We start from the raw sequence: 26,581 nt of genomic DNA, 5'->3' as shown, positions 1-26,581 counted from the left end.
GGACGATGCCGACGAGACCGACGCCGACAGGACCGACGCCGACAGGAGGAAGCCGCGTGACGGCGCAGCAGCAGGACCCGGCAGCCCGGCAGCCGATCGCCATCGTGGGCATGGCCTGCGAGTTCCCCGGCGCGGACGGCCTGTCGGCGTTCTGGCGGATGCAGCTCGACGGGGTCGACGCCACCGCGGACGTCCCGGCCGACCGGTTCCCCGTCGACGCGTTCCACGACCCCCGCCCGCGGACGCCCGGGCGGATCGTCAGCCGCCGCGGCGGTTTCCTGCCCGACATCCGGGGCTTCGACGCCCACTACTTCGGGGTGTCCGGCCGCGAGGCGAGCCACATGGACCCGCAGCAGCGGCTGCTCCTCCAGACCGCCGCGGCGGCCGTGCGGGACGCCGGGCTGACACTGGAACAGCTCGCGGGGAGCCCGACCGCGGTCGTCGTCGGGCAGCGGACCGCCGAGTACTGGGACCTGCTGCGCGCCGCCGGGGCGCTGGACATCTACGCCAACACCGGCACGTCGCGCAGTGTCCTGTCCGGCCGGCTGTCGTTCTTCTTCGATCTGCGCGGCCCGAGCACCTCCGTGGACACCGCCTGCTCTTCGTCGCTGGTGGCCGTGCACCAGGCGTGCGCGGCGCTGCGCGGCGGGGAGGCGACCCTCGCCCTGGCCGCGGGGGTCAACCTGGTGCTGACGCCGGAGGAGAGCATCTCCTTCTCGCAGGCGGACATGCTGTCCGCGGACGGCCGGTGCAAGTTCGGCGCGGCCGACGCCGACGGCTTCGTCCGCAGTGACGGCGTCGGCGTCGTCGTCCTCAAACCGCTGGCGCGGGCCGAGGCGGACGGCGACCGCATCCACGCCGTCATCCACGGCTCCGCGGTCGAGAACGAGGGCCGCAGCAGCGGATACCTGATGACCCCCTCGGAGACCGCCCAGATCGACACCATGCGGCACGCCTGCGCGCGCGGCGGCATCGACCCGCGCGCCGTCGGCTTCGTGGAGGCGCACGGCACCGGCACGCCCACCGGCGACCCGATCGAACTGCGCGGCCTGGACGCGGTGTACGGCACCGGCGCGGGCCGGTCCGCGGCGGACCCCCTGCTGGTCGGCTCCGTGAAGACGAACATCGGCCACACCGAGGCGGCCGCCGGTATCGCGGCGGTCATCAGGGCGGCGCTGTGCGTCGCGCACGGCGTCGTACCGCCGAGTCTGCACAGTGCCCGGCTGACCGACGCGGTGGACTGGGACCGCATGGCGCTGGAGATACCGCAGGCCGCCCGCGACTGGGGCCGGGACGGCACTCCCCGGTACGCCGCCGTCAGCTCGTTCGGCATCTCCGGCACCAACGCCCACGTCGTCCTCGGCGAGCACCGCCCCGCGGCCGTGCCGCCGCCGCCCGCCGAGCCGCGGCCGTACCTGCTCGCCCTGTCCGCGCAGACGCCGGCCGCGCTGCGTGAACTCGCCGACACCTACGCCGACTTACTCGGGCCCGACGGGGAGGGGCGCCGGCACGACCTGCGCGACGTCAGTTTCAGCGCGCTGACCCGCAGCACCCATCACCGGCACCGCATGACCGTGCTCGCCCAGGACCACGACCAGGTCGTCCGGCAGCTGCGCAAGGGCCGGCCGATCGTCGCCGCCAGGACCGCCGCGCGGTGGCGGACGGTCTTCGTGTTCCCCGGCCAGGGCTCCCAGTGGGCCGGAATGGGGCGCCGGCTCCTGCGCACCTCCACGGTCTTCCGGGAGACGATCGAGGAGTGCGACCGGCACGTCCGCGCCGAGCGCGGGTGGTCGGTGCTCGAAAGACTGACCGGTGACGACGAGGCCGACTGGCCGATCGACGTGGTGCAGCCGCTGCTCTGGGCGATGGAGGTCTCCCTGGCCGCGCTCTGGCGGTCGTGGGGAGCCGAGCCCGACGTCGTGATCGGGCACAGCATGGGCGAGGTCGCGGCCGCCTGCGCCGCCGGCGCCCTCACCCTGGCCGACGGTGCGGCGGTGATCTGCCGCCGCAGCGCCCTGCTCAGGGAGATCGCCGGCGCCGGGTCGATGGCCGCGGTGGACCTGCCCGCCGACGAGGTGCGACGGGAACTCGCCGACGTGCCGGACGTCGACGTCGCGGTGAGCAACGGCCCGCGCCGCACCATCATCTCGGGCCGCACCCCGGCGGTGGAGAAGGTCCTGGCCGAACTGGCCGAGCGGGGCGTCCTCGCCAGGATCGTGAGGGTGGACGTCGCCTCGCACAGCAGCCAGGTCGACCCCCTGCTGGACGCGCTGCGCACCGCCCTGGAGCCGATCCGGCCCCGCAAGGGACAGGTGCCGCTGCGCTCGACGGTGACCGGGGAGCTGCTGACCGGCGAAGAACTGGACGCCGGCTACTGGGTGCGCAACCTGCGCGACGAGGTCCGCTTCCACGCTGCCGTCGACGCCGAGACCGCGGGCCCCGAGGCGGCGGCCGTCGTCGAGATCAGCCCGCACCCCGTGCTCAGCGCGGCGGTGAAGGAGTGCCTGCCCGAGGAGCGCACCGACGACCAGGTGGTGCCGTCGCTGCTGCGCGACACCGACGACCTGACCGCGCTGCTGACTTCCGTCGGACAGCTTCACCAGGCCGGATACCCGGTGCGACACCGCGCGCTGTTCGACGGGCCGGCCGCCTACGTGGGGCTGCCCGCGTATCCCTGGCAGCGCGCCGAGTTCTGGCTCGAACCGGCTGCCGGAACGGCGGCCCCGCAGACGGCTGCCATGGCTGCTGCTACTGCTACGCCGGACCTTCCGGGTGGGCACCCGCTGCTCGGCACGCACACCGTCCTCGACGACGGCGCCCATCGGTGGGAGGGCCCCATCGACCTGGAGCGCAACGCCTACCTCCTGGACCACCAGGTGCAGGGCCTGGTCATCCTGCCCGGCACCGCGTATCTGGAGCTGGCGGTGGCCGCCGCCACCGGGATCGTCGGCTCCGACGTCGTCGTCCAGGACGTCCGGTACGACAAGGCGCTCTTCTTCACCGCCGAGGCGCCGCCACTGCTGCGGGTGACGCTGCGGCCGGCCGGGCGACGGTGGACCTTCGACGTCGCCACCTCCGACAGCGCCACCTCCGACAGCGCCACCTCCGACGGCTCCGACTGGACGCGGCACGCGCACGGCCAGGTGGAGCAGGCACCGGCCGGCGTACCCGCCCTCGGCGTCCCCGAGGGCACGCCCCACCGGATCGCCGCGCGCGTCCCCGACCATCTCACCGGCGCCGAGTTCTACCGCCGGTTCGCGGCCCGCGGCAACGACTGGCGCGGCGTCTTCCAGGGCATCGGGCAGGTGTGGCGCGGGGACAACGAGGCGCTGGCCGAGGTCGTCGTCCCGGCGGGTCTCGCCGAGTACGAGCGGCATCACGTCCATCCGGCGGTCCTCGACGCCTGCGGACAGGTGCTCGCGGCCACCCTCCCCGACACCGCGGTCCCCGGCGAGGAGCATGCCTTCATCCTGGGCTCCATCGACGCGTTCCGCCGGTACGGACCGCTGTCCGGGACCCTGTACAGCCACGTGGTGCAACGCGACCTGACGGCCGAGTCGTTCAGCGGCGACATCGCCGTCCGCGACGAACAGGGCGCGCTGCTGGCCGAGTTCCGCGGCCTGCGGATCCGCTGGCTGCTGCGCCGGGAACAGCCCGGCCCGCCGACCGACTGGCTCTACCAGCCGCGGTGGACCCCGGCCGCCGCGCCCGCACCCGTGACCGCGCCGAAGCCTGCCGCCGGCGCCTGGCTGGTGTTCGAGGACGAGGAGCTCGGGCCGCGGCTCGCCCCGGCGAACGGGGCGCGGATCACCGTACTGCCCGGGGAGAGGTACGAGCGCACCGGCGACCGGACGTACCGCATCGACCCGTCCCGCCTCGACGACTACGCCCGGCTCCTGTACGAGGTCGGCCGCGATCACCCCGAGGGGGTCACCGCGGTGGTGCACCTGTGGAGCATGCGGGCGCCGCGGCCGGTGGGGGCGGTGCCGCTCGGGCTCGGCAGTGCGCTGCTGCTGGACCGGGCCCTGTCCACCGCCCGGTGGGACGCGCCGCTCCCCCGGCTCGTGCTCGTCACCCGCGGCGCCGAGACGGTCACGAACACCGACGGGGCACCGGACCCGGAGCAGTCCGCCGTGTGGGGCTTCGGACGCACGGCGGCGAGCGAACTGTCCGCGGTCCGGCACACTCTCATCGACCTCGACCCGGCCCACGACCCGGCCCACGACGGGGACCACGGAACGGCGCAGGCGGAAGCGCTGGCCCGGGAGATCGCGGCCGCCGACGCGGCCGAGGACCAGATCGCGCTGCGGGCGGGCGCCCGGTACGTCCTGCGACTGCGCCGCGCATCAACGGCGGCCGGTGCCGACGACGTCACCGAGATCGTGCCGGCCGACGACCGCCGCGCGGGCCCGGTACGCGCGACGGTCGAGGTGCGGCCCCCGGCCGCCGGCGAGGTGCAGATCGCCGCGGCCTACGGCGGGGTGGGCTTCCGGGACGTGCTCCAGGCCGCCGGGGCCCACCCGGACCGGGACGGCGACGGCCGGCTGGGCTGGGAGACCGCCGGTGTGGTGACGGCCACCGGCGCCGGCGTACGGGGACTGGACGTGGGCGACCGGGTGGTCGCCGTCGTCCGTCCCGGACTGGCCACGCGGGTCCTCGCCGACCGCCGCCTGACGCACCGCGTCCCGGACGGTCTCGGTCTCGCGGAGGCCGCCACCGTGCCGATCTCCTACCTGACAGCCTGGTACGGCCTTGTGGAACTGGCCGCGCTCCGCGAGGGCGAAAGGGTCCTCGTCCACTCGGCCACCGGCGGCGTGGGACTCGCCGCGATCCAGGTGGCCCGGTGGCGGGGCGCCGAGATCCACGCCACCGCCGGCAGCGAGAAGCGGCGGGCCCTCCTGCGGACGATGGGCGTCGCCCATGTCGCCGACTCCCGGGGCGACTTCGCGGGTCCGCTGCTGGACGCGACCCGGGGAGAGGGGATGGACGTCATCCTCAACTCGCTGACGGGGACGGCCGTCGACCAGAACCTCGGCATGCTCGCCCCGTACGGGCGCTATGTGGAACTGGCCGAGCGGGATCTGGCGGACGACCGCCCGACCCGGTTGGGCGGCCTGCCGCACAACGGATCCTTCCGGGTCCTCGACATCGCCGCCCTCTGCCGCGAGCACCCGGGGCGGGCCGGCGCGCTGCTCGGCCGCGTGCTGCGCCTGGTCGCGGCCGGTGAACTCGCGCCGCTACCCGCCGAGGTCTACCCGCTGGACGCCGTCGGTTCGGCGTTCGACGACATGACCGAGGCCCGGCATGTCGGAAAGGTGCTCATCGACCTGCGTACCGCCCCGGTGGAGGCGCCGGCGCCCGCGCCCACCCGGATGCGGCCGGACGCCACGTACCTCGTGACCGGCGGTGCCGGCGGCATCGGCTCCGGACTGGCCCGCTGGCTCGTCGCGCGCGGCGCCCGGCATCTGCTGCTCACCGGTCGCTCCGTACCCGGCCCGGCGTCGCCGTCCGGAGGTGACATCGCGGCCCTCCTGGAGGAGTTGCGCGGCCAGGACGCCGAGGTGCAGTACGCCCCGGTGGACGCGGCGGACGAGCGGTCGATGCGACGGCTGGTGGAGAACCGCCGCGCGGCCGGCCGGCCACCGGTCCGGGGCGTCTTCCACACCGCCGGTGTCTTCGTGTACCAGCCGATCGGCGACACCACGCTGCGGGACCTGGAAGCCGTGCTGCGGCCGAAGCTGGAGGGCGGCCGGGTCCTCGACCGTCTCTTCGAGGACGACCTCGACCACTTCGTGCTGTTCTCCTCCGGGAACGCCCTGCTGGCGTCACCCCAGGTCGCGGCCGGGGCCGCCGCCAACGCGGGCCTCGACGCGATCGCCCGCGGCCGGCGCAGCCGGGGCCGCAGGGCCCTCGCGGTGAACTGGGGCTTCTGGACCGACCGCGGCATGGCCGCGAGGGCGGGCACCGAACTCGGCCGGGACCTGATCCCGCGGGGCATGACGGGTTTCGCCTCCGCGGCGGGGTTCGCGGTGCTGGATCACCTCCTGGCCACGGGTGCCGGGGACACCGTGGTGATGCCGGTGGACTGGGCGCAGTGGCGGGCCGCGTACCCGGTCGCGGCCGCTTCCCCGTTCCTGCGGGACGTCGTGGCCGACGTGCCGCGTGGCGCACGGCCGGAGTCGCTCACGTCCCCCGTACTGCGCCCGGAAACCCTGGCGCCGCGCCCGCAGGCATCACCCGCGTACGGGCCCGCGCCGAGTGCAGGTGGCGCGTCCGCGTCCGGGAACGGGAACGGGACAGCGCAGAAGGAGGCAGCGCCCGCCGTGGACCGGGCAGGGCTGTTCCTGGCCGAGGTCGCGGCCATCCTGCGCGTCGACTCCGCGCACCTCGACCCGGACCGGGACCTGACCAGCCAGGGACTCGACTCGCTGATGGCGGCCCAGCTCCGGCAGGAGGTGCAACGCTCGCACGGGGTACTGCTGCCGATCGGCAAGATCCTCAGCCGGGCGACACTCAGTGAGCTGACGGACCAGCTGAACACCGGCGAACGACCAGGGGGCGAGTGATCCTGCCGTCGTCGTTCACTCCGGGAACCCGGGGAGATCAGCTCAGCAACTGCTTCTGAGCCGCGGACAACTGCGAGACGAGTCGGGCGAACTCGGTGTCGGCTAGCTGGAACGACCTCGACTGTGCGGCCTTTCCGATCAGGTCGACCATGTGGTCGTGGCAGGTCTGCGTGCACTGGACCGCCCGCGCCGCATCGCGTGCCTCCAATGCCGCGACGACGGCCATCCTGTCGTCCTGGAGCGGAGCCGTCGCCTTCTTCCATGCACTGGGCTGCCTGGTGCCCAGCTCAAGGGCGAGGCCCACCTGGATATCGATCAGAAATCGCAGATCGTGCACATCGACGAGGAAAACTGGTTCAAGGACCACCCCAGTGGCGTGCTGCACTTCCAGCACCTGCTCAAGGGGGAACCGGAATCGCCGGACAACTACATGTACGTCCTGGCCAAGCAGGTCGGCGAGTGGTCCATGCCGCGTCACCGTCACAACTTCGAGCAGATCCGGATCCCGCTGGTCGGCTCGAACACCACATACGGACGGGGTGTGGAGCTCAAGGAGGGGCAGATCGGCTACTTCCCCGAGGGCCTGTCGTACGGTCCGCAGGAATCCCCGCTGACCGATCTGAAGCCGGGTGAACCGCTGGCCCTGGCACTCCAGTTCGGCGGATCCTCCGGGTACGGCTTCATGAGTATCGAGCAGCGGCGCACGGCCATGAGGGAACTCGTCGAGGCCGGCGGAAAGTTCGAGGGCGCGCTCTACGTGAGCCCCGAAGGCAGGCGGCAATGGGGGCTCAACACGGTCTGGCAGCACGTCTTCGGTGAGCGGCTCAAGTACCCGCGCCCCCGCTACCAGCACCCGGTGATCGCGGACCCCGAGCGGTTCAACTGGCTGCCGGTCGAGGGAGCCAAGGGCGTCGACCACAAGTTCATGGGCTCCTTCTCCGAGCGGGGAGTCCGGATCGAGATGGTCAGGCTGCGCCCCGGCGTCCGCTGGACCTCGATCGACCCCGGCGCACAGCGGATCCTGACGGTGCTGTCCGGCGAGGCCGGGTGCGAGGGCGAGGACCTCAGGTACCTGAGCACGCTCCGGGCCGACGCGGGTGAGCAACTGGAGCTGGCGACCTCCGACGCCTCCGAGGCGGAGATCCTCCTGATCGGCCTGCCTCCCGTCGTGCTCCCGGAGGCGGCTTCGAGGAGTACGACGTCGACCCCGACCCCGACCCGAACCAGCCCGTGCACATCGATTCCGGCTTCTGAGGACGAGGCGGCATGCGGCGTCAGGAGCTGCCGGGTACGGCACCTCCGGTGCTCGTCGGGGGCGCTCGTCCCGACGACCGGCCGGCCGTGTTCTGCACGGAGCGATACGGGGACGCGCCGACACGGCTCCGCTCCGAGCGAAGCACCCCGGCCGGCCTCGGCGAGACCGAGGACGGGCCCGATCGCCGGCCGATGTCCCGCCACGAGCTCCAGGCCTTCTTCGACCATGCCGACGGGCGCGTGCAGCGGACCGTGGACGGCGGCCGCAAGGGTGCGATGGCCGCGTTGCGCGACACCATGATGTTCAAGGTCATGTACGCCTACGGGTTGCGCCGGGGCGAGGTGGTCCGTCTCGACGTACCGGATCTGCGGCCGGACCCGCGTGTGCCGCAGTGGGGACGGTACGGATCGCTGCACGTGCGCCACGCCGGGTCCGCGGGCGGCAGCCCGACCGGTGAGCGCGTCGTGCTGTCGCTGCCCGAGTTCGACTGGGCGGTGGAGGGCCTTCGGCAGTGGGTCGAGCTCGCGCGCCCACGGATGCGCGGCGAGGCGTACCCGGCCCTCTGGCTGACGGAGCGGGCCAGCCGGGTGACCGGTTCATACCTGGACAGGCGGTTCGCCGAGCTGCGCGACGAACTCGGATTCGCGAAGGACCTGGTGCCCGAGTGCCTGCGGCAGAGCTATATCGCGCATCTGATTGATGTCGGCTGTCCGGAGCCGTTCGTCCGCGCGCAGGTCGGTCACGCCGCCTCGTCCGCGACGGCGGCCGCCGCCCCGGCAGGGGACGGCTTCCGGAACGCGGTACCGGCCCGCGCGTCCGACCGGGCCGGCGCCCACCGGGAAGGCGGCCCGTGAAATGGCGCGGAGGATGACGTTCGGCTGGCATGCACGGCAGTTGACGGCGGCCCGCGGCATGCTCCGGGAATCCGACCTGCTGCCGCTGCTGGCCGAGCGCGGCGTCCACCTGTCGCAGGTGCAGGTCCACCGGCTGGTGACGAGCCCGCCGCGCAGACTCAACATGGAGTTCCTCGTCGCGCTCTGCGACATCCTCGAATGCACTCCGAACGAGCTCATCGAGCCGGTGGTCGTACCGGGGGAACACCGCGAGGACCCCGCCGACGGACGACAGACCGGCAGCGTGCGCATCGGCGGCCTGCGCCCCGTGCGCGCCCGCATCGCCATCGGCCATCCAGATTCAACAAGTCAACCAGCATCTCAGTGACCAGTTATGTGGCTCACGTCAAGAACGAGGGCCACCGAAAGCGCCGCGCCCCGGTTCGATCCGGTCCGGTGAACAGGAGAGCGATCATGAGCCAAGTCCGTGTGGAACAAGGCCTCCTAGAGGGCGACCAGCGGTCCGGGGTGTTTCGGTTCCGGGGTGTGCCGTATGCCGCCCCGCCGGTGGGAGACCTCCGCTGGGCCGCGCCGCAGCCGCCCGCCCCGTGGGACGGCGTGCGGTACGCGACGGAGTTCGGACCCGCTGCCGTCCAGACCGTGGACGCGGGCGCGGATCTCGGGGCCGACCAGAGCGAGGACTGTCTGTACCTCGATGTGTGGTCCGCCACCCTGGACCCCGAGGCCCGCCGGCCGGTCATGGTCTGGATCCACGGCGGTGGCTTCATCAACTGGTCCGGTTCCATGCGGGAGTACCACGGCAGGTCCCTCGCCGAGCGCGGTGTGACGTACGTGTCGTTCAACTACCGGCTGGGCGCGTTCGGCTTCCTCAACCACCCCGACACCGGTGGGAACGCGGCCGTCCAGGACTGGGTGGCGGCGCTGGAGTGGGTGTCCCGCAACATCTCCGCCTTCGGCGGCGATCCGGAGAACGTCACCGTCTTCGGCCAGTCCGCCGGCGCGGAGGCGGTACGCACCCTGCTCGCCACGCCCAGCGCGCGAGGCCTGTTCCATCGCGCCATCCTGCAGAGCGCGGGCCTCGAACCGCACGCCGCAGGCGCCGGCTCGGGCCAGGGGCGCCGGCTGGCGGCGAGCGCCAGGTTCTTCGAGCAGATGGGCGGGAGCGACCTCGCACATCTACGCGGGAAGTCGGTGCAGGAGGTACGCCTGGCCTCGCTCATGTCGTCCAACACGATGCCGCCGCCCGGCCAGGTGCACACCCCGGCCAATCTGGCCTGGGGCCCCACCGAGGACGGCAAGGTGGTGGGTGCGGACCTGACCTGGTGGAACCCCCGGGTACCCGTCCTGTTCGGCCACACCCGCAACGAAGGGCGCTTCTTCATCAGGCCCACCGGCCCCTACGGCGGTCCGCCCCGGGCCGTGGACCCTGCGGAGATCTACACACCCGCGACCCTGGCGAACATGGCAGCCGTCCTCGGCGGCCACCGCGCCGACGACCTCCTCGCCAAGCTCGGCGGCAGCCCCTACGAGGCTCTGGAGGAGCTGTACACCACCGCCCTCTGGACGGAGCCGGCCCTCGCCTCGTACCGGCGCTTCGTCGACCTGGGCCGTACGGTCTACGCCTACCGGTTCGACCGCGTCTCACCGGCCAACCGCAGATCGGGCCTGCTCGCCTGCCACTGCTCCGAGTTCCCCTACGTCTTCGGGCACGTCGACCCGTCCGCCGACGGCTTCGACGAGCGGGACGCCCTGGTGCCGGACGTGATGATGCACGCCTGGACGGAGTTCGCCCGCACCGGTGTGCCCAGCAGCCCGGACGGCACACCCTGGCCCACCGCCACTTCGACAGCGCCACAGCTGACGGTCATCGGCGAGGAAACCCGAAGCCGTGTGCTGGACATCAGCCCGGTCACCGAACTGATCCACTCGCTGCGCGCCGACGCCGACACCCCCTGACCACCTGGCCGTCTCGCGTGCGTTCACACCGCTCGTGTGAGCCTCTCCCCCTTCCGACGTGCTGTGATGGGCTTCACCGTAAACATGAGGCCCCCCTCGAGTACGCTGGGCAGCGCCGAACATGAGGGACCCCTCCGGATGTCCCCATCGGGTCGGCACCCGGATGATCCGGAATTTCCGGGTCGCACAACAGGGACATCCCAGCGGCCGCCACGTCGGCGGAATCGCGGCACATCACAAGGAAATGATCATGAACATGTGGATCAGGCGCGTCTCGATCGCTGTTGCTTCTACGGCACTGGCAGGCGGAGCTCTTCTCGCAACCGGCAGCTCGGCGTCGGCGGCGACGGCCTCGGGACCCGCGGAGCACACGCGGCCCTCAGTCACCGCCTTCACCACCGACGAGGGATACGGGAGCGGTCACCACGGGGAGCAGGACGACGGCTGGAACGCACCCCGTGACCGGTACCAGACCGAGGACCGCCAGGACCGCCACCTGTACGCCCAGGACGCGCACCACCGGGCGGAGGCGACTACGCGGTACGGCGTCGGCCTCGACCGCTGGTACCTGGACCAGGTCGCCTGGTATCAGCAGCAGCGCTGATGCGGCCGCAGGCCATCACGGTCGGTTTGACGAGCCGCGACGCCGTCGTCGGGGATCACGTCGTCGAGGTTCGTCAAACCGACCGCTCACCGAGCCGGCATCAGGCCCGGCCCGATGAAGTCGCTGCTGGTTGCTTCGGCGAGGCCGGGCGAGCGGGACGCAGGAGTGAGGGACAGTGAGATCGGTCAGAACCGTGGCGTGCGAGCTGCCCGCGCAGCTTGTCCTGTCCCACGATCTGTCGGTGCCGATGCGTGCGGCATTGCGGTACGAGACGGATGACCCCTATGCCGTCCGCACGGTCTTCCACCCCCCGGGCCAGGGGCGAACGGTCGAGTGGTTCTTCAGTCGCGACATGCTGGCTCAGGCCCTGAGCGAGCACACCGGGCAGGGGGACGTGCACATGTGGCCGGCCGTCGACGCGGGACGCGCCATGGTGTTCGTCGCTCTCCGCACACCCACGGGATCGGCCCTGCTCGGGTTTCCCGCGCAGGGCGTGGAATCCTTCCTGCGCGAGACGTGGTCCGCGGTGCCGTCGGGGGCCGAGTCCGGCCGGCTCGACCTGGACGCCGAGCTGGCCCAGCTGCTGGCGGGAAGCTGAACGCCTCAGCTGGACGGCGACACCCATGCGGGTCCGAGTGAGCCCGGTGCCGACTGCGGCACCGGGCTCCCTGTGTGTCCTGTCGCCGGGCGACCTCACCTGCCGCGGCTCATGCCTCCTCGTGGCACTCGCGGCATTCCTCTTCGGGGCACTCGAGAGTGGTGAGGGTCTGGTCGACCTGCTGGGGGGTCAGCGGCGGTTCCGGCAGCTCGTGGGCACACTGGGCGCGGAAGGCGTCGAGCATCAGGTGAAGGTGGCGGCGCCAGGCGTTGGGGGCGACGGCACGTGTGGCCTGGATGATCCCGGCCTGGGACCAGATGACGAAAGCGAGGTCCTCCGGGGTGACATCCTCACGGAGGACGCCCTTCTCCTGGGCGTTGCGGAAGAGCTGAGCGGCCCGTTCTCCCGCGCGCTCGAACATTCCCCTGCCGAGCGCGTGCAGCGGCAGCCGGGCCGAGACCAGATCGTTGAAGGCACGGTCGCAGGCCTGCAGCTGACAGAGCTTTTCCAGGTAGTGGCAGAACCCTTCCCAGGCGTCGTCCATGGCCGCAGCCTCTTCGGACGCGGCCAGCAGTTCCGTGAACTTCGCGGTGAAAAGCTCTTCGACCAGGTCGAGTCTGCGGGGGAAGTGCCGGTAGAGCGTCCCGATCGCGACGCCCGCCTCACGGGCAACACCCTCCAGGGACGCGTCCAGCCCCTGCTCGGCGAAGGCCTTGCGGGCGGCGGCCACGATCGCGTCCCTGTTGCGCTGCGCGTCGCGGCGCAACGGCTTGGCCGACGCCTGGGGCGTGGACAGGACGTGCTGCTGGCTCATGCATCCACGCTAACATGAGGGGCCCCTCGAATTCAGGCTATGACCCAGCTCACAGCAGGGACGCCGCTTGAGCCGGGCTGGTGCGGGACCCCGGACTCACTGCATGTTCTCGAGGTGCGGGTGATCGAAGGACGCGGGGCAGACGTAGATCTGCATGTTGTATCCGCGCCCGATCTGCACCATCGGCGGGTCCGACGGTTTGCGCAGCCCGACCGGCGCCGAAGGTTCCTCCCGGTCTTCGAGGGGGATCCAGCTGCCGCTCCCGCCGTCCCATTCTCCGGAGCTCACGGTGAGCAGCGGCCGGTACGTGGCCTTACAGACATCGCAGTGCATGGGCCAGGGGTCGCAGAAGCTCCACGGGCCCCAGCCGCCGACTTTCCACCCGGGCGCGACGGAGTGCTCGTACTGGTAGTAGGCGCTGCCGGGGCTGAACTCCTCGGCCGGGTCTTCCTCGGCCCACTGCTCGCGTCCCCAGTCGTTCAGGCGCTGCGCGAGTTCCTCGGGCAACTCGTGGGGCGCGGGGTACTCGGTCACGACTTCGGGCTGGAGCACGCACGGCTCGGGAACGTAGTTTCCGTAGTGATCCACATCGACCGGTTCCGGCGGATCGGCGAGCAGCTTGCCGACGCTCCCGGAGTCCCGCCAGACGAGGTGGGCTGCGGGCATCCCCTCGTCGTGATCCAGGGGGCACCACAGCACCTGAAGCAGGTCCGTTCCCTCGGGGCCGGCCAGCCCGGGTATGTCGCGCAGGTAGAGCTGGGCGACGGGGAGCAGCGCATTGGGCCCGGGGTGTGGTGGATGCCCTGTGTCGAGTTCGTCGAGGTACGCCCGTTGGTCGGGGCTGAGGAGGTCCTCGCGGGGAGCGCGAGGACGCAACCAGGCTGCTTCGAGCAGCGCCCGGCTTTGACGGACATCGTCAAGGGAGACAGGGAGGTCGCCGTAGTGGTGGTGCTCCTTCGTGCAGACCGGCCACTCGTCGTCGGCCGGCCACAGCAGCGGGCCGCCGACGGAACTCTCGTGGACGGTCGGCTCACCAGGGCGTGGATGAAGGCGCACGGCCTGCCGTGCCAGTGGAGCCAGCTCCGGGAACACCGACGCGATGTCGACAGGCCGAGGTGGTGTGGTTCTCGCCAACAGGACTCCTTCTCCAGCACACGCGCGAGTCTCGGGCGGGACTCTATATGCCTGCACTGACAGCCCCGTCGGCACCCGTGTCTGTGAGGCGACCGTCGGGGATCAAGGTGCTGAGGGTGGGTGTCTTGCGACACCGTGCTGGTCGGCTGCGACGACATCGGCTTCGCGGCTTCCGCCGTCGTGCGGCTCGCCTCGGTCGGACGGCCTGCCACCGTGATGGGGCAGCAGGCCGGGCGACTGCTGATCGAGGACACCAGCAGGGGAGACCGACCCGGCCCTCCCGGTTGTCAGCCCCGTCTCACTGCTCGGCGGCCGCCAGTGCCGCCTGGGCCTTCTTGCGGTAGGTGGCGAGCTTGTCCGCGGGGGCGATGACCTGGCGGCTGCGGGACTTGACGGACACGTCGTGTCCCTCGGCCGCCCTGCGCAGGGCGCCGACGGTGGCCTGGGCGCGCGGGATGTGGGCGAACGGGTCGAACGAGTACCAGCGCATCGCGTTCCCGTGGGTCATCTTGTCGGTCTCGTCGTCCGTCACGGAGTAGGCGGTGAGCACCTCGTGCAGCTGCTCCGGCGCGTTCGGCCACATGGAGTCGCTGTGCGGGTAGTCGGCCTCCCAGCAGATGTTGTCGATGCCGATCTCGTTGCGCAGCCGTACCCCGACCGGGTCGCTGATGAAGCAGGTGAGGAAGTGCTCGCGGAAGACCTCCGAGGGCAGCTTGCCGCCGAAGTCCTGGAGGGTCCACGTGGCGTGCATCTCGTAGGTGCGGTCGAGCCGTTCCAGGAAGTACGGGATCCAGCCGGTGCCGCCCTCCGACAGCGCGATCTTGATGGTGGGGTACTCCTTGAGCACCCGGGACCACATCAGGTCGGCGGCGGCCTGGACGAGGTTGATGGGCTGGAGGGTGATCATCACGTCCGGCGGAGCGTCGGGGGCGGTGACGGCGAGCCGACCGGAGGAGCCGATGTGCAGGTTCATCACGGTGCCGCAGTCGGTCAGGGCACGCCATACCGGGTCCCAGTACTCGGTGTGGAAGCTGGGGTAGCCGAGCGGGACCGGGTTCTCGGGGAAGGTGAGCGAGTGGCAGCCCTTGTCGGCGACCCGGCGGATCTCCTGGGCGCACAGTTCGGCGTCCCAGATGGCGGGCAGGGCCATCGGGATGAACCGGCCGGGATGGGCGGCGCACCACTCGTCGATGTGCCAGTCGTTGTAGGCGCGGACCAGGGCGAGCGAGAAGTCGGAGTCCTCGGTGGCGAACAGGCGGGCGGAGAAGCCGGGGAAGGAGGGGAAGTTCATCTGGGCGAGGACGCCGCCGGCGTTCATGTCGGCGACCCGCTCGTCGACGTCGTAACAGCCGGGCCTGATCTCGTCCAGGCCCTGCGGGTCCATGCCGTACTCCTCCTTGGGGCGGCCGGCGACCGCGTTGAGCGCGGCGTTGCCCACGCTGTTGTCCCGGAACTGCCACACGTCGCTGCCGTCCTCGCGGTGGACCAGGCGCGGGGCGTCCTTCTTGTAGCGGTCCGGCAGGTGGTTCGCGAACAGGTCGGGCGGCTCGATGATGTGGTCGTCGACGCTGATGAGGATCATGTCGTCACGGTTCATGGGGGCTCCTTGGGGCTTGGGTCAGTCCGAGGCGGGCAGCGCCTTGGGCGCCTTGATCTGCAACGGCTGTCCGCCGTAGGTGAGGTCGCCTGCTCCGGAGGCGGTGCAAAGGAGTTCGAGGCTGTCGGTGGCGTCGACGTAGCGTTTTCCGATCAGCGTTCCGGACGGCTCGTCGCCGGTCGGTGCGGCGGGCGCGCCCTGGGCCGGGATCATCGGGACGCCGCCGCACTCGATCGGTGCCGCCGCATCGGCCGGGGCCCGGATGACGATGACCCGGGTGGCGGAGGTGGCGGAGGCGAGCTGGTCACCTGGGCGAGGGGGCAGCGCCATTGCGCGGTTCTCCTTCTGGTGCTGGTGAGTTGACCGTCTTCGCGGCCACGGCGGGGTCGCTGAGGCGCTCCCCCAGCCGGTCCAGGTCGTAGGACTGCCGGGCGAGCCAGAAGCGCAGGAAGTCGGTGAGTGAATAGCGGAGGAAGAGCGCGCCGCCCACCACGGCGGCCGTGACGCCGCCGAGGCCGAGGGCGAGCGCGTCGCCCTGCGCGAGCGAGCTGTCCGTGGCGTGGGCGAGGGGGAATGCGAGGGCACCGAGTACCAGGCCCGCGGTCATGAGCAGTCCGCCGAGCCGGCGCCAGAGGGCGGTGCGGGCCGCGGCGGGGTCGGGGATCTTCAGTTCGGCGAGTTCGCGGACGAACCGGTCCGCCCGCGAGGCCGGTAGCGGGGTCGACGTCATGTGGGGCTCCCCAGGTAGTAGGAGGACAGTTCGGCCTGCAGGGAGCTGTCGGGGTGCCCCTGCCACTGGATCCGGCCACGGACGAGGACTGCGGCATGGTCGGCGATCTTCAGTACGGCGGCGGCGAACTGCTCCACGACCAGCACCGCGACGCCCTGCCGGGCGATCTCGGCGACCAGTTCGTACAGCTCGGCGACGACCAGCGGGGCGAGTCCCATGGAGAGTTCGTCGAGGAGGAGCACGGCGGGGTCGGTCACCAGGCCGCGGGCGAGGGCGAGCATCTGCTGCTCGCCGCCGGAGAGGGTGCCCGCCTGCTGGGTGCGGCGTGCCGCGAGGACGGGGAAGCGGTCGTACGCGGTCTCCTCGATCTCCTCCCGGCCGCGGCCGCAGAAGGTCATCATCAGCAGGTTGTCGCGGACGGAGAGGTTGGGGAAGACGCCGCGGCCCTCCGGGATCAGGCAGACCCCGGCGCGCGCGAGGCGGCCGGGACGGATCCCGGTGACGTCCCGGCCGCCCATCAGCAGCTGCCCGGCGCTGGGAGGGTGCAGTCCGGCGGCGGCCTTCAGGACGGTGGTCTTGCCGGCGCCGTTGGGTCCCAGAAGTGCCACCACCTGGCCCGCGGCGACGGTCAGGTCCACGCCGTGCAGCACGGTGATGCCGTGGTAGGCGGCGCGGACGCCGCGGAGTTCCAGCAGCGGGCTGTCGTTCACCGTCATGGTTCCCCCAGGTAGGCGGCGAGGACGGTCTCGTCCTGCTGGATCTCGGCCGGCGGGCCGCAGGCCACGACCTGGCCGAGGTCGAGGACGTACACGTCGTCGCAGACGGCCATGACCAGGCTCATGTCGTGTTCGACCAGGACGACCGCCGTGCCCTCGGCCGCCAGGGAGCGCAGCAGGTCGGCGAAGCGCTCGGTCTCCTCGGCGTCCTGTCCGGCCGCGGGTTCGTCGAGGAGCAGGACGCGGGGGCTCTGGACGAGGGCGCGGCCGACCTCGACGAGGCGGGCGATGCCGGTGGGCAGGGCGTCCGCGGGGGCCTGGGCCGTGTCGGCCAGGCCGAGGCGGTCAAGGACCTCGTCCGCGGTACGGGCCGCGTGGCGGCGTCGGGGTCCGAGTTCCGCGGCGACGAGGAGGTTGTCGCGGACGGAGAGCCGGCCGAAGAGTTCGAGGTGCTGGAAGGTCCGGGACAGACCGCGCCGGGCCCGGCGGGCGGGGCCCTCGCGGGTGATGTCGCGGCCGTCGAGCCGTACCCGGCCGGTCTGCGGGCGGCGGAGCCCGGAGACGGTGTCGAACAGCGTGCTCTTCCCGGCCCCGTTGGGGCCGATCAGGCCGGTGACCCGGCCGGGCTCGGCGGCCAGCGACACCCGGTCCAGGGCCCGCCGCCCGCCGAACGCGACGGTGATCCCGTCAGCTTGCAGCAGCGGTGGCACGGCTCAGCACCTCCCCGTCCTCGGGCCGCCACGGACGGCGTACGCCCCACCACTCCGGCGGGACGTCCGCGGGTGCCGCCGCTCGTGCGGCGGCACGGTTGCGCAGGACCATGGCCACCACCAGGGCGGCGGCGAGTGCCGGCCGGCCGCCGGCCGGAACGAGGACGGCGACGGCCCAGCACAGGGCGAGTACGCCGAGCAGTGCGGTCAGCAGCTGCCGGTCACGGCCGAGCGGCGTCCACTGGGCGCGCAGCCGCGCGATCACGCCGGCGGGGCTGTGGGCGAAGCCCAGACCGGCGAGGGCGACGAGCAGGGCGGGCAGGTTCTGCGCCCAGCCGCCGAGCCCGTCGAGCAGTTGGACGGGCACGACGTACGCGAGTCCGGTGAACAGGCCGGTACCGACCGAACCGAGGCCGCCGACCACCGCGATCAGGAAGACGGGCAGTCCGGCGACGAGGCTGAACTGGTCGGCGGTGACGGTCTGCAGCTGCATGCCGTAGAGCGCGCCGCCCAGTCCCGCGATGCCGGCGGAGAGGGCGAAGACCGCGACCTTCGCGGCCAGCAGGCGTCCGCCGAGGGTGGCGTAGGCGGCCTCGCTGTCCCGCAGGGCGACAAGGCGGCGCCCGAACCGGCCGCGGCGCAGGGCGGCCAGGCCGAGCGAGGTGACGGCCAGGCAGAAGGCGGAGAACAGCACCAGGTCGGTCGGGGACGTGAGGCGCAGGCCGAACAGGTCGGGGCCGGCCACGGAGACCGAGCCCTGGTCGAACAGGCTGATGCGCACGCCCAGGACGTGAAAGGCCGGCAGGGTGAAGATCCACCGGTCGAGGACGGTGGCGAAGGCGACGGTGCCGAGCGCCAGGTAGATGCCGGACAGGCGCAGCGCGGGCAGGGCGACCAGGGCTCCGACGGCCGCGGCGACGAGGACGGCGACCGGCAGCGCCCACAGTGCGCCGTGGGCGCCGAGGTGTCCCCACACCACCGCGCCGATACCGGCGATGGACAGCTGGCAGAGGGAGATCTGACCGGCGTATCCGGCGAGCGGCACATAGGACAGGGCGATCACGCCGATCGGGAAGAGGGTTCCGTACGAGATGACCTCGTCCTCGGTCAGCACGCTGACCAGCACCAGTGCGACGGCCAGGACGCAGCCGGCCAGGACCAGGCCGCCGCGTCTGCCGGGAAGCGGTACGCGGACCAGGGTGCGGTCGCGTCCGGGCAGCCGGCGGTGCGGGAAGGCGAGCAGGGCCAGGAGGAGGAGCAGGGCGGGGGCGGCCAGCCGCAGGCCGGGCAGGTAGTCGTTCTGCGGCAGGTAGCCAGCGAGGTAGGCCTCCAGGAGGCCCACGACGACCGCGCCGAGGAAGGTGAGGGGCAGGCTGCGCAGCCGTCCGAAGACGGCGGCGGTGTAGGCGCTGACGATGAGCAGGGAGAGCTGCTGTGCGTCGAGCGCGACGGTGGGGGCGATGAGGATGCCTCCGACGGCGGCGAGCTGGATGCCGAGCACCCAGGCCAGCCGGCCGGCGCGCAGCGGGTCGGCGCCGGTCAGCCCGGCGAGGGCGCGGTCGTCCACCGAGGCGCGCATCTCCGTGCCGGCCCGGGTGCGGTGCAGCAGGAACCACAGGCCGCCGGCGATGGCGAGCGCGGTCGCCATAGTGATGGCCTGGTGCCAGGTGACGACGGCCGGTCCGAGGCGCAGGGCGGGTTCGCCGGCGAGGAACGCGGCGAGCGGGCGGGGGGTGTTGGGATCCCAGACCCAGCGGGCGAGCGCGATGCATCCGGTGAGGAGCGCGACCGTCATGACGAGGCGTTCGGCCTCCCCGAGTGCCTGTACGGGACGCATCAGGACGCGCTCGGCCAGCAGGCCGAAGGCGGGGGCGAGGACAAGGAGCACGACGGCCAGGGCCGCGGGCACCGGCCAGCCCCAGCCGACGGCCAGCTGCCAGTAGGCGAAGGCCGCGAGCATCCCGGCCGCGCCGTGGGCGAAGTTGAAGACTCCGGCCGTGGTGTGGGTGAGCACCAGGCCGCTACCGATCACGGCGTAGATGGCGGCAGTGCTCAGGCCCACCACCGTGAAGGCCAGGAACTGATCCATGGGTTGGAAACTAGCTTCTCACTAATGGAGAATCAACCATTCACACAAGGGGAAGTTCCTTCCCGGCCCTCCGGCGTTGACGTCGCCCCCCACCCATGGAAGCGTGATACTCGTTTTCGAGAACGACGTTCTCCCCTCAGTTGCCATGGAGGCCCCTTGAGTGCCACCGACGACCTGATGGAAATCCAGCAGCTCCTCGCCCGTTACGCGGTCGCCATGACCCGCGGGGACGTGGACAGGGTGCTCGGCGTCTTCACCCCGGACGGCAGCTACAGCGCGTTCGGCGACACCTACCCGCTGGACGAGTTCCCGGCGCTGATCGCCGCCGCTCCCAAGGGCCTCTTCCTCGTCGGCACACCGGTCGTCGAGCTGGACGGCGACACCGCCGCCGGCACCCAGCCGCTGTGCTTCGTCGAGCACACCGAGCACCGGATGCGCATCGGGTACTACAACGACACCTACGTCCGCACCCCGGCGGGATGGCGGCTGCGCACCCGGGCCATGACGTTCATCCGCCGCAGCGGTGCCCATGACTCGGGCCGCCCGCACGCCTTCGAACGCTCGCGTCCATGAGGGTCGACGAGTTCCGGCAGGGCCTGCGGAACTGGCTGGACCACCACGATCTGACGCCGCCGCCCGACGACTCCCTCGACGCCCAGGTCGCTCAACTGAACCGGGTGCGCGGGGCGTTGTGGGCCGCCGGCTGGATGCGGTACGGATGGCCGCCCCGGGTCGGCGGACTCGGCGGGAGCGGCGCCCTGCGCGCGGTGCTCGGCGAGGAGGTCGCCTCCCGGTCGCTGGCGGAGCCGGGCATCTGGTCCATGGTGGAGGTGCTGGTGCCCACCGTCGTGGACTACGCGCCGCCCACGCTCGCCGCCGAGCTGGTGCCGCGGCTGCTGGCGGGCCGGGAGCAGTGGTGCCAGGGCTTCTCGGAACCGGGCTCGGGCAGCGATCTGGCCTCGCTGTCCACCCGGGCGGTGCCCGACGGGGACGCCTGGGTGGTGTCCGGCCAGAAGGTGTGGACGAGCCTCGCGCAGTACGCGGCCCGCTGTGTCCTGCTGGCCCGCACCGGAGGGCCGGGCCACGCCGGCATCAGCGCCTTCCTCGTCGACATGGATCACCCTGGCATCACCGTACGGCCGCTGCGCACCATGCACGGTGTCGACGAGTTCGCCGAGGTCTTCTTCGACGACGTGCGCGTTCCGGCGCACCGCATGCTGGGCGGGCCCGGCGACGGCTGGCAGCTGGCGATGGACCTGCTGCCGCACGAACGCTCCACCTGCTTCTGGCACCGCATCGCCCACCTCTACGCCACCCTGGACCGTCTTCTGGCCGACGGCTGCGAGGCGGACGCCGATGCCCTCGGCGCCGCCTGGCTGGACCTGCACACCGTGCGCTGCCGGTCGGCCTCGACCCAGCGGTCGCTGGCGGCGGGCGGGCGGCTCGGGCCGGAGACGTCCGTCGACAAGATCCTCCTGGCCACCGCCGAGCAACGGCTGTTCGACACCGCCCGCGACCTCCTGCCGGGTGCGGTCGAACTGGCCGAGGACGCCGCGTGGCGCACCGGCTACCTCTATTCCCGAGCGGCCTCCATCTACGGCGGCACCGCCGAGATCCAGCGCAACATCGTCGCCCGTCGTCTCCTGGGCCTCGGAAAGGAGTGACCCGCAGTGGACACCGCCGAACGCGACCTGCTGGAAGAGGCGCTGCGCAAGACCATGACGGCGGCCGCGACCGGCGCCTCACTCGACACCGCGCTCGCGGACCTGGGCTGGACGCAGATGCTCGCCGAGGCACCGGACACCGCCGTCCCCCTGGTCTTCCGGCTCCTCGGCGAGACCGGGACACAGGCCGCGGTCCTCAACGACGTAGTCCTGCGGGCGGCCGGGCGGCCCGTCGGGGGGACGCTGCCGCTGCCGTACGCGGGCGGGACGTGGGTGGTGTGGGCGCGGGACGGTGCCACCGAGGCGAGCGCACTCGATCCCTTGCTGCCGCTGCGCCGGGTGGGCACGGGCGAGGCCGTCCCGCTCGCCGCCGGGCGTCGGGCGCTGGGCTGGTGGCTGCTCGGCACCGGTCACGCCATGCTCGACCTGGCCCGTGAACACGTCCTGGAACGGCACCAGTTCGGGCGGCCCCTCGCCTCCTTCCAGGCCCTGCGGCACCGGCTCGCCGAGGCCCATGTGGCACTGGAGGGAGCCGAGGCGGCGCTCGGCGCGACCGACGACGACACCGGCGCGCTGCTCGCCAAGGCCGCGGCCGGGCGGGCCGCCCTCACCACGGCACGCCACTGCCAGCAGGCCCTGGGCGGCATCGGCTTCACCGCGGAACACCCGCTGCACCGGCATGTCAAACGGGCCCTCGTCCTCGACGGACTGCTCGGCTCCACCCGTGAACTGACCCGTGAGGCAGGCGCGTTGCTGCTGCGCGAACGACGGACGCGCCGACTCGTCGACCTGTGAGGAAGCACGTGACCACGGACCTGTGGCAAGACCTGCTCGGCTGCCTCGACCTCACCACGCACGGCACCGGCACTTACGAGGGCCGCTCACAACAGCTCACCTATCGGCGGCTGTTCGGCGGTCAGTTTCTCGCCCAGTTCGCGCGGGCCGCCTGTCTGGCCGCACCCGGCAAGAGCCTGAAGTCGCTGCACACGCAGTTCCTGCGCGAGGGCCGTACCGGTGAACCGGTGCGCTACGAGACCGATGTGCCGCAGCAGGGCCGCACCTTCGCGACCGTACGGCTCACCGCCCGCCAGGACCATGGAGTGGTGGCGACGGCGAGCGCGAGCCTGCATGCGTGGGAGGAGGGGCCGGACCGGCAGACGGTGGATCCCGCGCCGGCCCTGCCCGGCCCGGAGCGCGCCCTCGAACTCGGGCTGCTGCCCTGGGAGTCACGGGCGGCCACCGACCTCGACACCGCGAAGTCCGAGCCGCCGGGATACGAGCTGTGGACGCGCATCCCCACGGCCCCGCCGGCTCTCGGACCGGCCCTGCTCGCCTACGCCACCGACCTCACCCTGATCGGCACCGCACTGCGCCCCCTGGAGGGCATCACGCAGGCGGACGCGGGCCGGGCGTTCGCCTCGGCCGTGACCGCGCACACCGTCTGGTTCCACCGCCCGTTCACCACCGGACGGTGGCTGCTGCTGCGCCAGCACAGCCCGCTCGCCGCACACGGACGGTGCTTCGGGCGCGGCGACGTCCTCGACGAGGACGGAATGCTCCTCGCCTCGTTCGCCCAGGAGGCGCTGCTGCGGTTCGTCGGCTGAGCGCTCCGCGGAAGTGCCGCGGAATGCCGTCGATCGTCTGCGGCGCCGTCGTGGCTGGTCACGCAGTTCCTCGCGCCCCTTCGTGCGCTGCTCTTGCTCTGGCCGGAATCGATCTCACCCCACCATCAATCGTCGACAATTTCGTCGACGAATCTTGTGACCGCACTGGCCACAGGGCTAAGTTCGTCGCCGTACCGCCACTTGAGTTGCAGCCGACCAGGGCCGGGAGGCTGCGCCCAGCAGAGCCGTGCGCTGGGCCAGGCGTATTGACCGGGTCACCGCGCACCTCGGTCCGGCTGTCACTCGTGGTGACTCAGCAATCGAACGGAGATCGAGCATGCTCATGCTCTCCACATGGTGCCGGAGGACGTCGGCTTCCTTCATGGCCACCCTGGCGGCCGCGCTCGCGCTCGTGACCGGGGCGGGCTTCGCTCTCGCCAACGCGCAGACCGGCAGCGCGCAGCCGCCCGCTTCGGCCGCCGCGCTCGCCGCGAGCGGCACGGCCTCCGGGATCGCACCGGCCATGTCCTGCGCCGGCGTGGCGGGACTGGACCTCGCCAGTGCCGTTCCCGGTGTGCCCTTCGAGATCTCCTCGGCCACCGAACTGGCCGCGAGCAGCAACACGTTGGGCAACTGGGCGGCCTGCGACGTGAAGGGCGTGATCGCCCCTCAGCTGCACTTCGAGATCAAGCTGCCCGAGACCGGCTGGCAGGCCGACTACCTCCAGCTGGGCTGCGGCGGCCTGTGCGGTGGCGCCACCGTCACCAACGCCCCCGCCTCCGCCGGATGCGTCCCGCTGACCAGCGGCGCCTTCGCCGTCGCCTCCAGCGACGAGGGTCACCAAGTGGGCGGCGGACTCTTCTCCACCGACCCCACCCTGAGCGCCGACTTCGGCTACAAGTCCGACCACGAACTGGTCCAGGCGGCCAAGGCGATCATCAAGCAGTACTACGGTCAGGCGGCCACCCACTCCTACTTCGACGGCTGCTCCCAGGGCGGCCACCAGGGCCTCACCGAGGCCCAGCGCTACCCGACCGACTTCGACGGCATCATCGCCGGCGCCCCGGCCAACAACTTCACCGCGCTCAACACCTTCTCGCACGCCTGGACCGCCCAGTCCGTCTACCTCGACGGCGGCCCGGCGACGATCACCAACGCCGACCTCGCCGACCTCCACAAGGCCGTCCTCAAGGGCTGCGGCGCCCCCGCCGACGGCATCATCGCCGACCCGCTGAGCTGCACCTGGGACCCCGGCACCATCCAGTGCAAGACCGGTCAGACCTCGACGTCCGACGCCTACTGCCTGACCGCCGACCAGGTCACCACCCTGCGCCGCATCTACGCCGGACCCACCGACGAACACGGCCGACTCCTGTACCCGGGCTACCAGTTGCGCGGCTCCGAACTGAACTGGGCCGGCATCATCACCCCGGCCACCGCGACCGGCGCCAGCGGCGACATCAGCTTCGTCCGGGAGACCCTGCGCTACCAGGTCTTCGACAGCCCCCAACCGGCCCTGACGTACAAGGACATCAAGTTCACGGCGGCCTACTACAAGAAGGTCATGGGGCCCAACGAGGGCATGTACGACGCCACCGACCCCGACCTCACCGCGTTCAAGAAGGCCGGCGGCAAGCTGATCCTCTGGCACGGTCTCGGCGACCAGCACATCCCGGCCGTGGGAACGATGGCCTACTACAAGGCAGTTGAGAAGGTGACGGGTGGCGAGGCGGCCACCGAGACCTTCGCCCGGCTGTTCCTGCTGCCCGGCGTCGCGCACTGCGGCGGCGGCCAGGGCCCGCCCACCTTCGACGCGCTGACCGCGATCACCGACTGGGTCACGAAGGGCGACGCCCCCGACAGCCTGACGACCAAGTCGGTCGACAGCAGCGGGAACACCACCGCCTCCCGGCCGGTCTACCCCTTCCCGTACTACGCCGAGAACACCACGGGCGGCTCCGCCACCGACGCGAGCAGCTACACCCCCGTCAAGTCCGCCGCCGAGGCCGGCCTCAAGCTCAACTGGCTCGGCTCCTTCCGCTCCGGCTACGAGACGGTCGGCAACTGGGTGGGCCGCAAGTGGGTCGTCAGCAAGGGCAAGAACTGACCCTGACAGACTCACCGAACCGGCTTCACGGGTTGATGGCCCGGCCTCAAAGAGGCCGGGCCATCAACGTTGCCCGCCTGGACAGTGCGGCTGCGCGGGCGCTGCCGAGCGCCGTCTACTCCCTGGCCCGTTCCTTCTCGTGAGCGGCGATGGCATCCTCGATGCCCCGGTCCACGCTGGTGGCGTTGCCCCACCCGGTGTAGTAGGCCAGTTGAAGTACGCCCTCGCGCAGTTCTTCCGGGCTCAGTTCGCCGTTGCGCAGTGCGCCGAGGGCCTGGATGCGGATCAGGTCGCCCCGGCCGAGGGCCGCGGTCACTCCGATCACCAGGAGTCTGCGGTCACGCACCGACAGACCGGGACGCGACCAGATGTCGCCGAAGAGATGCTCCACGGTCTCCCGGTGGTAGGGCTTCTCCCGTGGGACGGGGTAGTACGTCGCCGAGAATCCCTTCCCGTACACCGCGTCCATCGCTTCGGTACCGCGGTTCCACCGCTCGTCGCCGTTCGTCGTCATGCGCGCACTCCTCCATGTCGGCCCGTGCACGGTAGTGCCGGGCGGCTTCGGCGCCCCAGCGAATGTCCCGCTGAGAGGGACAGCGACCCCGGCGGCCCGCACACGCTGCCTACCGTTGGCCGACCAGGGACGAAGGGGCTTCAGTGATGGCACAGTCGCGTGCGGTTTCCCGGCAGACGATCACGGCCGGTGTCGTCGGCCTGGGCGTGATCGGCTCAGGGGTGGCGAGGAACATCGCCCGGGCGGGACTGCCTCTGTCGGTCTTCGACGTCCGTCCGGATGCGGCCGATTCCCTGGACGGAGTGGGTCCGGTGCTCGCCTCGCCTGCCGACGTGGCGCGCGCCAGTGACGTGGTCCTGGTGGCCGTGGTGGATGCCGGACAGGTCCGTGAGGTCCTCGCCGGTGAGCGGGGGCTGCTGAGCGCGGCCAGAGCGGGGCTGGTCGTCGTCCTGCTGTCCACGGTGGCACTGTCCGCTGTGCGGGAGTTCACCGAGCTGGCCGAGCGGCACGGTGCCATCCTGCTCGACGGCGGTGTGACCCAGGCGGGCGACGGACTGCTGGTGACGATGGTCGGCGGGCCCGAGGAGGTGGTCGACCGGGTGCGGCCGGTGCTGGAGTCCTTCTCAAGGACCGTGGTGCACTGCGGCCCGGTGGGTTCCGGCATGGTCACCAAGATCGCCCGCAATGTCGTGACCTACGCGAGCTGGGCGGTGGTGCGGGAGGCCGTACAGCTTGCCGTACGAGGAGGCGTCGACCCGCGGAAGCTGATCGAGGTGCTGGAGTCGGCGGTGGCCGGCGGCACCTCCCAGTTGTTCCTCCTGCACGACCATCTCGACGCCGCGGGCACCATCCGCGCGCAGGCCGACCACATCGAGGCGTTGGCCCGCAAAGACCTCGCGGCGGCACAGGAACTGGGTCGGGACACGGGCGTGCACACCCCGTTCGCCGATGCCGTGCTGCCGCGCATGGGCGCCGTGCTGGCGGGCGACTACGACAGCGGTCCAAGCCGTCCCCGGGACTGACCGGAGCCGGCTTGCGGACGGACGGCTCGTCGGTGAGGGCCCCGGCA

General features: G+C 71.9%; 23 protein-coding genes. 13 read left to right on the top strand and 10 right to left on the bottom strand.

The window, feature by feature from the left end; genetic code table 11:
• Positions 1 to 56: 56 nt before the first annotated feature.
• Positions 57 to 6,566 (top strand): type I polyketide synthase, encoded by a 6,510-nt coding sequence (locus SSP29_RS34865; RefSeq protein ID WP_167450063.1) that lies wholly within the window; start codon positions 57 to 59, stop codon positions 6,564 to 6,566.
• 37 nt (positions 6,567 to 6,603) lie between these two features.
• On the opposite strand, the gene SSP29_RS34860 is transcribed toward SSP29_RS34865, so the two are convergent.
• Positions 6,604 to 6,903 carry a hypothetical protein gene (locus SSP29_RS34860; RefSeq protein ID WP_107436302.1) on the bottom strand — a complete coding sequence of 100 codons (300 nt, stop codon included), beginning with the start codon at positions 6,901 to 6,903 and terminating at the stop codon, positions 6,604 to 6,606.
• Between SSP29_RS34860 and SSP29_RS58760 the strand changes: the two genes are divergently transcribed.
• From SSP29_RS58760 to SSP29_RS34830, 6 genes are all read left to right on the top strand, one after another.
• Entirely contained in the window at positions 6,898 to 8,121 is a 1,224-nt protein-coding gene (locus tag SSP29_RS58760) for a hypothetical protein (protein WP_107436300.1), read from the top strand. The two genes, SSP29_RS34860 and SSP29_RS58760, sit on opposite strands and share 6 nt — an antisense overlap.
• Complete coding sequence (locus SSP29_RS34850; RefSeq protein WP_167450062.1) at positions 8,061 to 8,675, top strand: tyrosine-type recombinase/integrase; 615 nt, start codon at positions 8,061 to 8,063, stop codon at positions 8,673 to 8,675. The genes SSP29_RS58760 and SSP29_RS34850 overlap by 61 nt, the downstream gene beginning before the upstream one ends.
• A 1-nt stretch (position 8,676) precedes the next feature.
• Positions 8,677 to 9,042: a helix-turn-helix domain-containing protein gene (locus tag SSP29_RS34845; protein WP_089104880.1), complete on the top strand. Its 366-nt coding sequence runs from the start codon at positions 8,677 to 8,679 to the stop codon at positions 9,040 to 9,042.
• An 86-nt stretch (positions 9,043 to 9,128) separates the two neighbouring features.
• A complete protein-coding gene (locus SSP29_RS34840; protein ID WP_089104879.1) occupies positions 9,129 to 10,631 on the top strand; it encodes a carboxylesterase/lipase family protein in 1,503 nt (500 codons plus the stop codon).
• Positions 10,632 to 10,881: 250 nt separating this feature from the next.
• On the top strand, positions 10,882 to 11,235 hold the full coding sequence (locus tag SSP29_RS34835) for a hypothetical protein (RefSeq protein ID WP_145968985.1): 354 nt from the start codon (positions 10,882 to 10,884) through the stop codon (positions 11,233 to 11,235).
• A gap of 175 nt (positions 11,236 to 11,410) precedes the next feature.
• A complete protein-coding gene (locus SSP29_RS34830) occupies positions 11,411 to 11,833 on the top strand; it encodes an SsgA family sporulation/cell division regulator (protein ID WP_150135486.1) in 423 nt (140 codons plus the stop codon).
• A gap of 109 nt (positions 11,834 to 11,942) precedes the next feature.
• On the opposite strand, the gene SSP29_RS34825 is transcribed toward SSP29_RS34830, so the two are convergent.
• The 8 genes from SSP29_RS34825 to SSP29_RS34785 all read right to left on the bottom strand — a co-directional run bounded on the left by SSP29_RS34825 (position 11,943) and on the right by SSP29_RS34785 (position 19,623).
• A complete protein-coding gene (locus SSP29_RS34825; protein WP_089104877.1) occupies positions 11,943 to 12,647 on the bottom strand; it encodes a TetR/AcrR family transcriptional regulator in 705 nt (234 codons plus the stop codon).
• 96 nt (positions 12,648 to 12,743) lie between these two features.
• Positions 12,744 to 13,781: a hypothetical protein gene (locus tag SSP29_RS34820; protein ID WP_089104876.1), complete on the bottom strand. Its 1,038-nt coding sequence runs from the start codon at positions 13,779 to 13,781 to the stop codon at positions 12,744 to 12,746.
• Positions 13,782 to 14,079: 298 nt separating this feature from the next.
• Positions 14,080 to 15,378 carry an amidohydrolase family protein gene (locus SSP29_RS34810; RefSeq protein WP_089104874.1) on the bottom strand — a complete coding sequence of 433 codons (1,299 nt, stop codon included), beginning with the start codon at positions 15,376 to 15,378 and terminating at the stop codon, positions 14,080 to 14,082.
• A 21-nt stretch (positions 15,379 to 15,399) separates the two neighbouring features.
• On the bottom strand, positions 15,400 to 15,708 hold the full coding sequence (locus SSP29_RS34805) for a hypothetical protein (protein ID WP_089104873.1): 309 nt from the start codon (positions 15,706 to 15,708) through the stop codon (positions 15,400 to 15,402).
• Positions 15,683 to 16,108 carry a hypothetical protein gene (locus SSP29_RS34800; RefSeq protein ID WP_089104872.1) on the bottom strand — a complete coding sequence of 142 codons (426 nt, stop codon included), beginning with the start codon at positions 16,106 to 16,108 and terminating at the stop codon, positions 15,683 to 15,685. The genes SSP29_RS34805 and SSP29_RS34800 overlap by 26 nt, the downstream gene beginning before the upstream one ends.
• The gene (locus SSP29_RS34795; protein ID WP_089104871.1) at positions 16,105 to 16,824 is read right to left on the bottom strand and encodes an ABC transporter ATP-binding protein; all 720 of its coding nucleotides are present in this window, start codon (positions 16,822 to 16,824) and stop codon (positions 16,105 to 16,107) included. The genes SSP29_RS34800 and SSP29_RS34795 overlap by 4 nt, the downstream gene beginning before the upstream one ends.
• Positions 16,821 to 17,534, bottom strand: a complete 714-nt coding sequence (locus SSP29_RS34790) for an ABC transporter ATP-binding protein (RefSeq protein ID WP_150135485.1) — start codon at positions 17,532 to 17,534, stop codon at positions 16,821 to 16,823. Before SSP29_RS34790 ends, SSP29_RS34795 begins: the two co-directional genes overlap by 4 nt.
• Positions 17,512 to 19,623, bottom strand: coding sequence for a branched-chain amino acid ABC transporter permease (locus tag SSP29_RS34785; protein WP_089104870.1), 2,112 nt, complete (start codon positions 19,621 to 19,623; stop codon positions 17,512 to 17,514). The genes SSP29_RS34790 and SSP29_RS34785 overlap by 23 nt, the downstream gene beginning before the upstream one ends.
• 156 nt (positions 19,624 to 19,779) lie before the next feature.
• On the opposite strand from SSP29_RS34785, the gene SSP29_RS34780 reads away from it, so the two are divergent.
• From SSP29_RS34780 to SSP29_RS34760, 5 genes are all read left to right on the top strand, one after another.
• The gene (locus SSP29_RS34780; protein WP_245883389.1) at positions 19,780 to 20,196 is read left to right on the top strand and encodes a nuclear transport factor 2 family protein; all 417 of its coding nucleotides are present in this window, start codon (positions 19,780 to 19,782) and stop codon (positions 20,194 to 20,196) included.
• Entirely contained in the window at positions 20,193 to 21,287 is a 1,095-nt protein-coding gene (locus tag SSP29_RS34775; RefSeq protein ID WP_089104869.1) for an acyl-CoA dehydrogenase family protein, read from the top strand. The genes SSP29_RS34780 and SSP29_RS34775 overlap by 4 nt, the downstream gene beginning before the upstream one ends.
• 6 nt (positions 21,288 to 21,293) lie before the next feature.
• Positions 21,294 to 22,082 (top strand): acyl-CoA dehydrogenase family protein, encoded by a 789-nt coding sequence (locus SSP29_RS34770; protein ID WP_089104868.1) that lies wholly within the window; start codon positions 21,294 to 21,296, stop codon positions 22,080 to 22,082.
• Between the two features lie 8 nt (positions 22,083 to 22,090).
• Positions 22,091 to 22,891 carry an acyl-CoA thioesterase gene (locus tag SSP29_RS34765; protein ID WP_089104867.1) on the top strand — a complete coding sequence of 267 codons (801 nt, stop codon included), beginning with the start codon at positions 22,091 to 22,093 and terminating at the stop codon, positions 22,889 to 22,891.
• 382 nt (positions 22,892 to 23,273) lie between these two features.
• Positions 23,274 to 24,998, top strand: a complete 1,725-nt coding sequence (locus SSP29_RS34760; protein WP_245883387.1) for a tannase/feruloyl esterase family alpha/beta hydrolase — start codon at positions 23,274 to 23,276, stop codon at positions 24,996 to 24,998.
• Between the two features lie 115 nt (positions 24,999 to 25,113).
• Here the strand turns inward: SSP29_RS34760 and SSP29_RS34755 are convergent, their stop codons facing one another.
• Positions 25,114 to 25,512, bottom strand: a complete 399-nt coding sequence (locus SSP29_RS34755) for a carboxymuconolactone decarboxylase family protein (protein ID WP_089104865.1) — start codon at positions 25,510 to 25,512, stop codon at positions 25,114 to 25,116.
• Positions 25,513 to 25,658: 146 nt separating this feature from the next.
• Between SSP29_RS34755 and SSP29_RS34750 the strand changes: the two genes are divergently transcribed.
• Positions 25,659 to 26,534, top strand: coding sequence for an NAD(P)-dependent oxidoreductase (locus tag SSP29_RS34750; protein ID WP_089104864.1), 876 nt, complete (start codon positions 25,659 to 25,661; stop codon positions 26,532 to 26,534).
• Positions 26,535 to 26,581: the final 47 nt, after the last annotated feature.

It is taken from the genome of Streptomyces hyaluromycini (assembly GCF_002217755.1).
Taxonomy (GTDB): Bacteria; Actinomycetota; Actinomycetes; order Streptomycetales; family Streptomycetaceae; genus Streptomyces; species Streptomyces hyaluromycini.
Note: the sequence above shows the minus strand (reverse complement) of the source record. Positions and strands in the feature narration are given on the sequence as shown.

Bases quoted from the DNA above. Each gene is read 5' to 3' on its own strand.
- SSP29_RS34845 (WP_089104880.1), top strand. From the start codon at position 8,677: ATGGCGCGGAGGATGACGTTCGGCTGGCATGCACGGCAGTTGACGGCG.
- SSP29_RS34840 (WP_089104879.1), top strand. From the start codon at position 9,129: ATGAGCCAAGTCCGTGTGGAACAAGGCCTCCTAGAGGGCGACCAGCGG.
- SSP29_RS34835 (WP_145968985.1), top strand. From the start codon at position 10,882: ATGAACATGTGGATCAGGCGCGTCTCGATCGCTGTTGCTTCTACGGCA.
- SSP29_RS34825 (WP_089104877.1), bottom strand. From the start codon at position 12,647: ATGAGCCAGCAGCACGTCCTGTCCACGCCCCAGGCGTCGGCCAAGCCG.
- SSP29_RS34810 (WP_089104874.1), bottom strand. From the start codon at position 15,378: ATGAACCGTGACGACATGATCCTCATCAGCGTCGACGACCACATCATC.
- SSP29_RS34805 (WP_089104873.1), bottom strand. From the start codon at position 15,708: ATGGCGCTGCCCCCTCGCCCAGGTGACCAGCTCGCCTCCGCCACCTCC.
- SSP29_RS34800 (WP_089104872.1), bottom strand. From the start codon at position 16,108: ATGACGTCGACCCCGCTACCGGCCTCGCGGGCGGACCGGTTCGTCCGC.
- SSP29_RS34795 (WP_089104871.1), bottom strand. From the start codon at position 16,824: ATGACGGTGAACGACAGCCCGCTGCTGGAACTCCGCGGCGTCCGCGCC.
- SSP29_RS34785 (WP_089104870.1), bottom strand. From the start codon at position 19,623: ATGGATCAGTTCCTGGCCTTCACGGTGGTGGGCCTGAGCACTGCCGCC.
- SSP29_RS34775 (WP_089104869.1), top strand. From the start codon at position 20,193: ATGAGGGTCGACGAGTTCCGGCAGGGCCTGCGGAACTGGCTGGACCAC.
- SSP29_RS34760 (WP_245883387.1), top strand. From the start codon at position 23,274: ATGGCCACCCTGGCGGCCGCGCTCGCGCTCGTGACCGGGGCGGGCTTC.
- SSP29_RS34755 (WP_089104865.1), bottom strand. From the start codon at position 25,512: ATGACGACGAACGGCGACGAGCGGTGGAACCGCGGTACCGAAGCGATG.
- SSP29_RS34750 (WP_089104864.1), top strand. From the start codon at position 25,659: ATGGCACAGTCGCGTGCGGTTTCCCGGCAGACGATCACGGCCGGTGTC.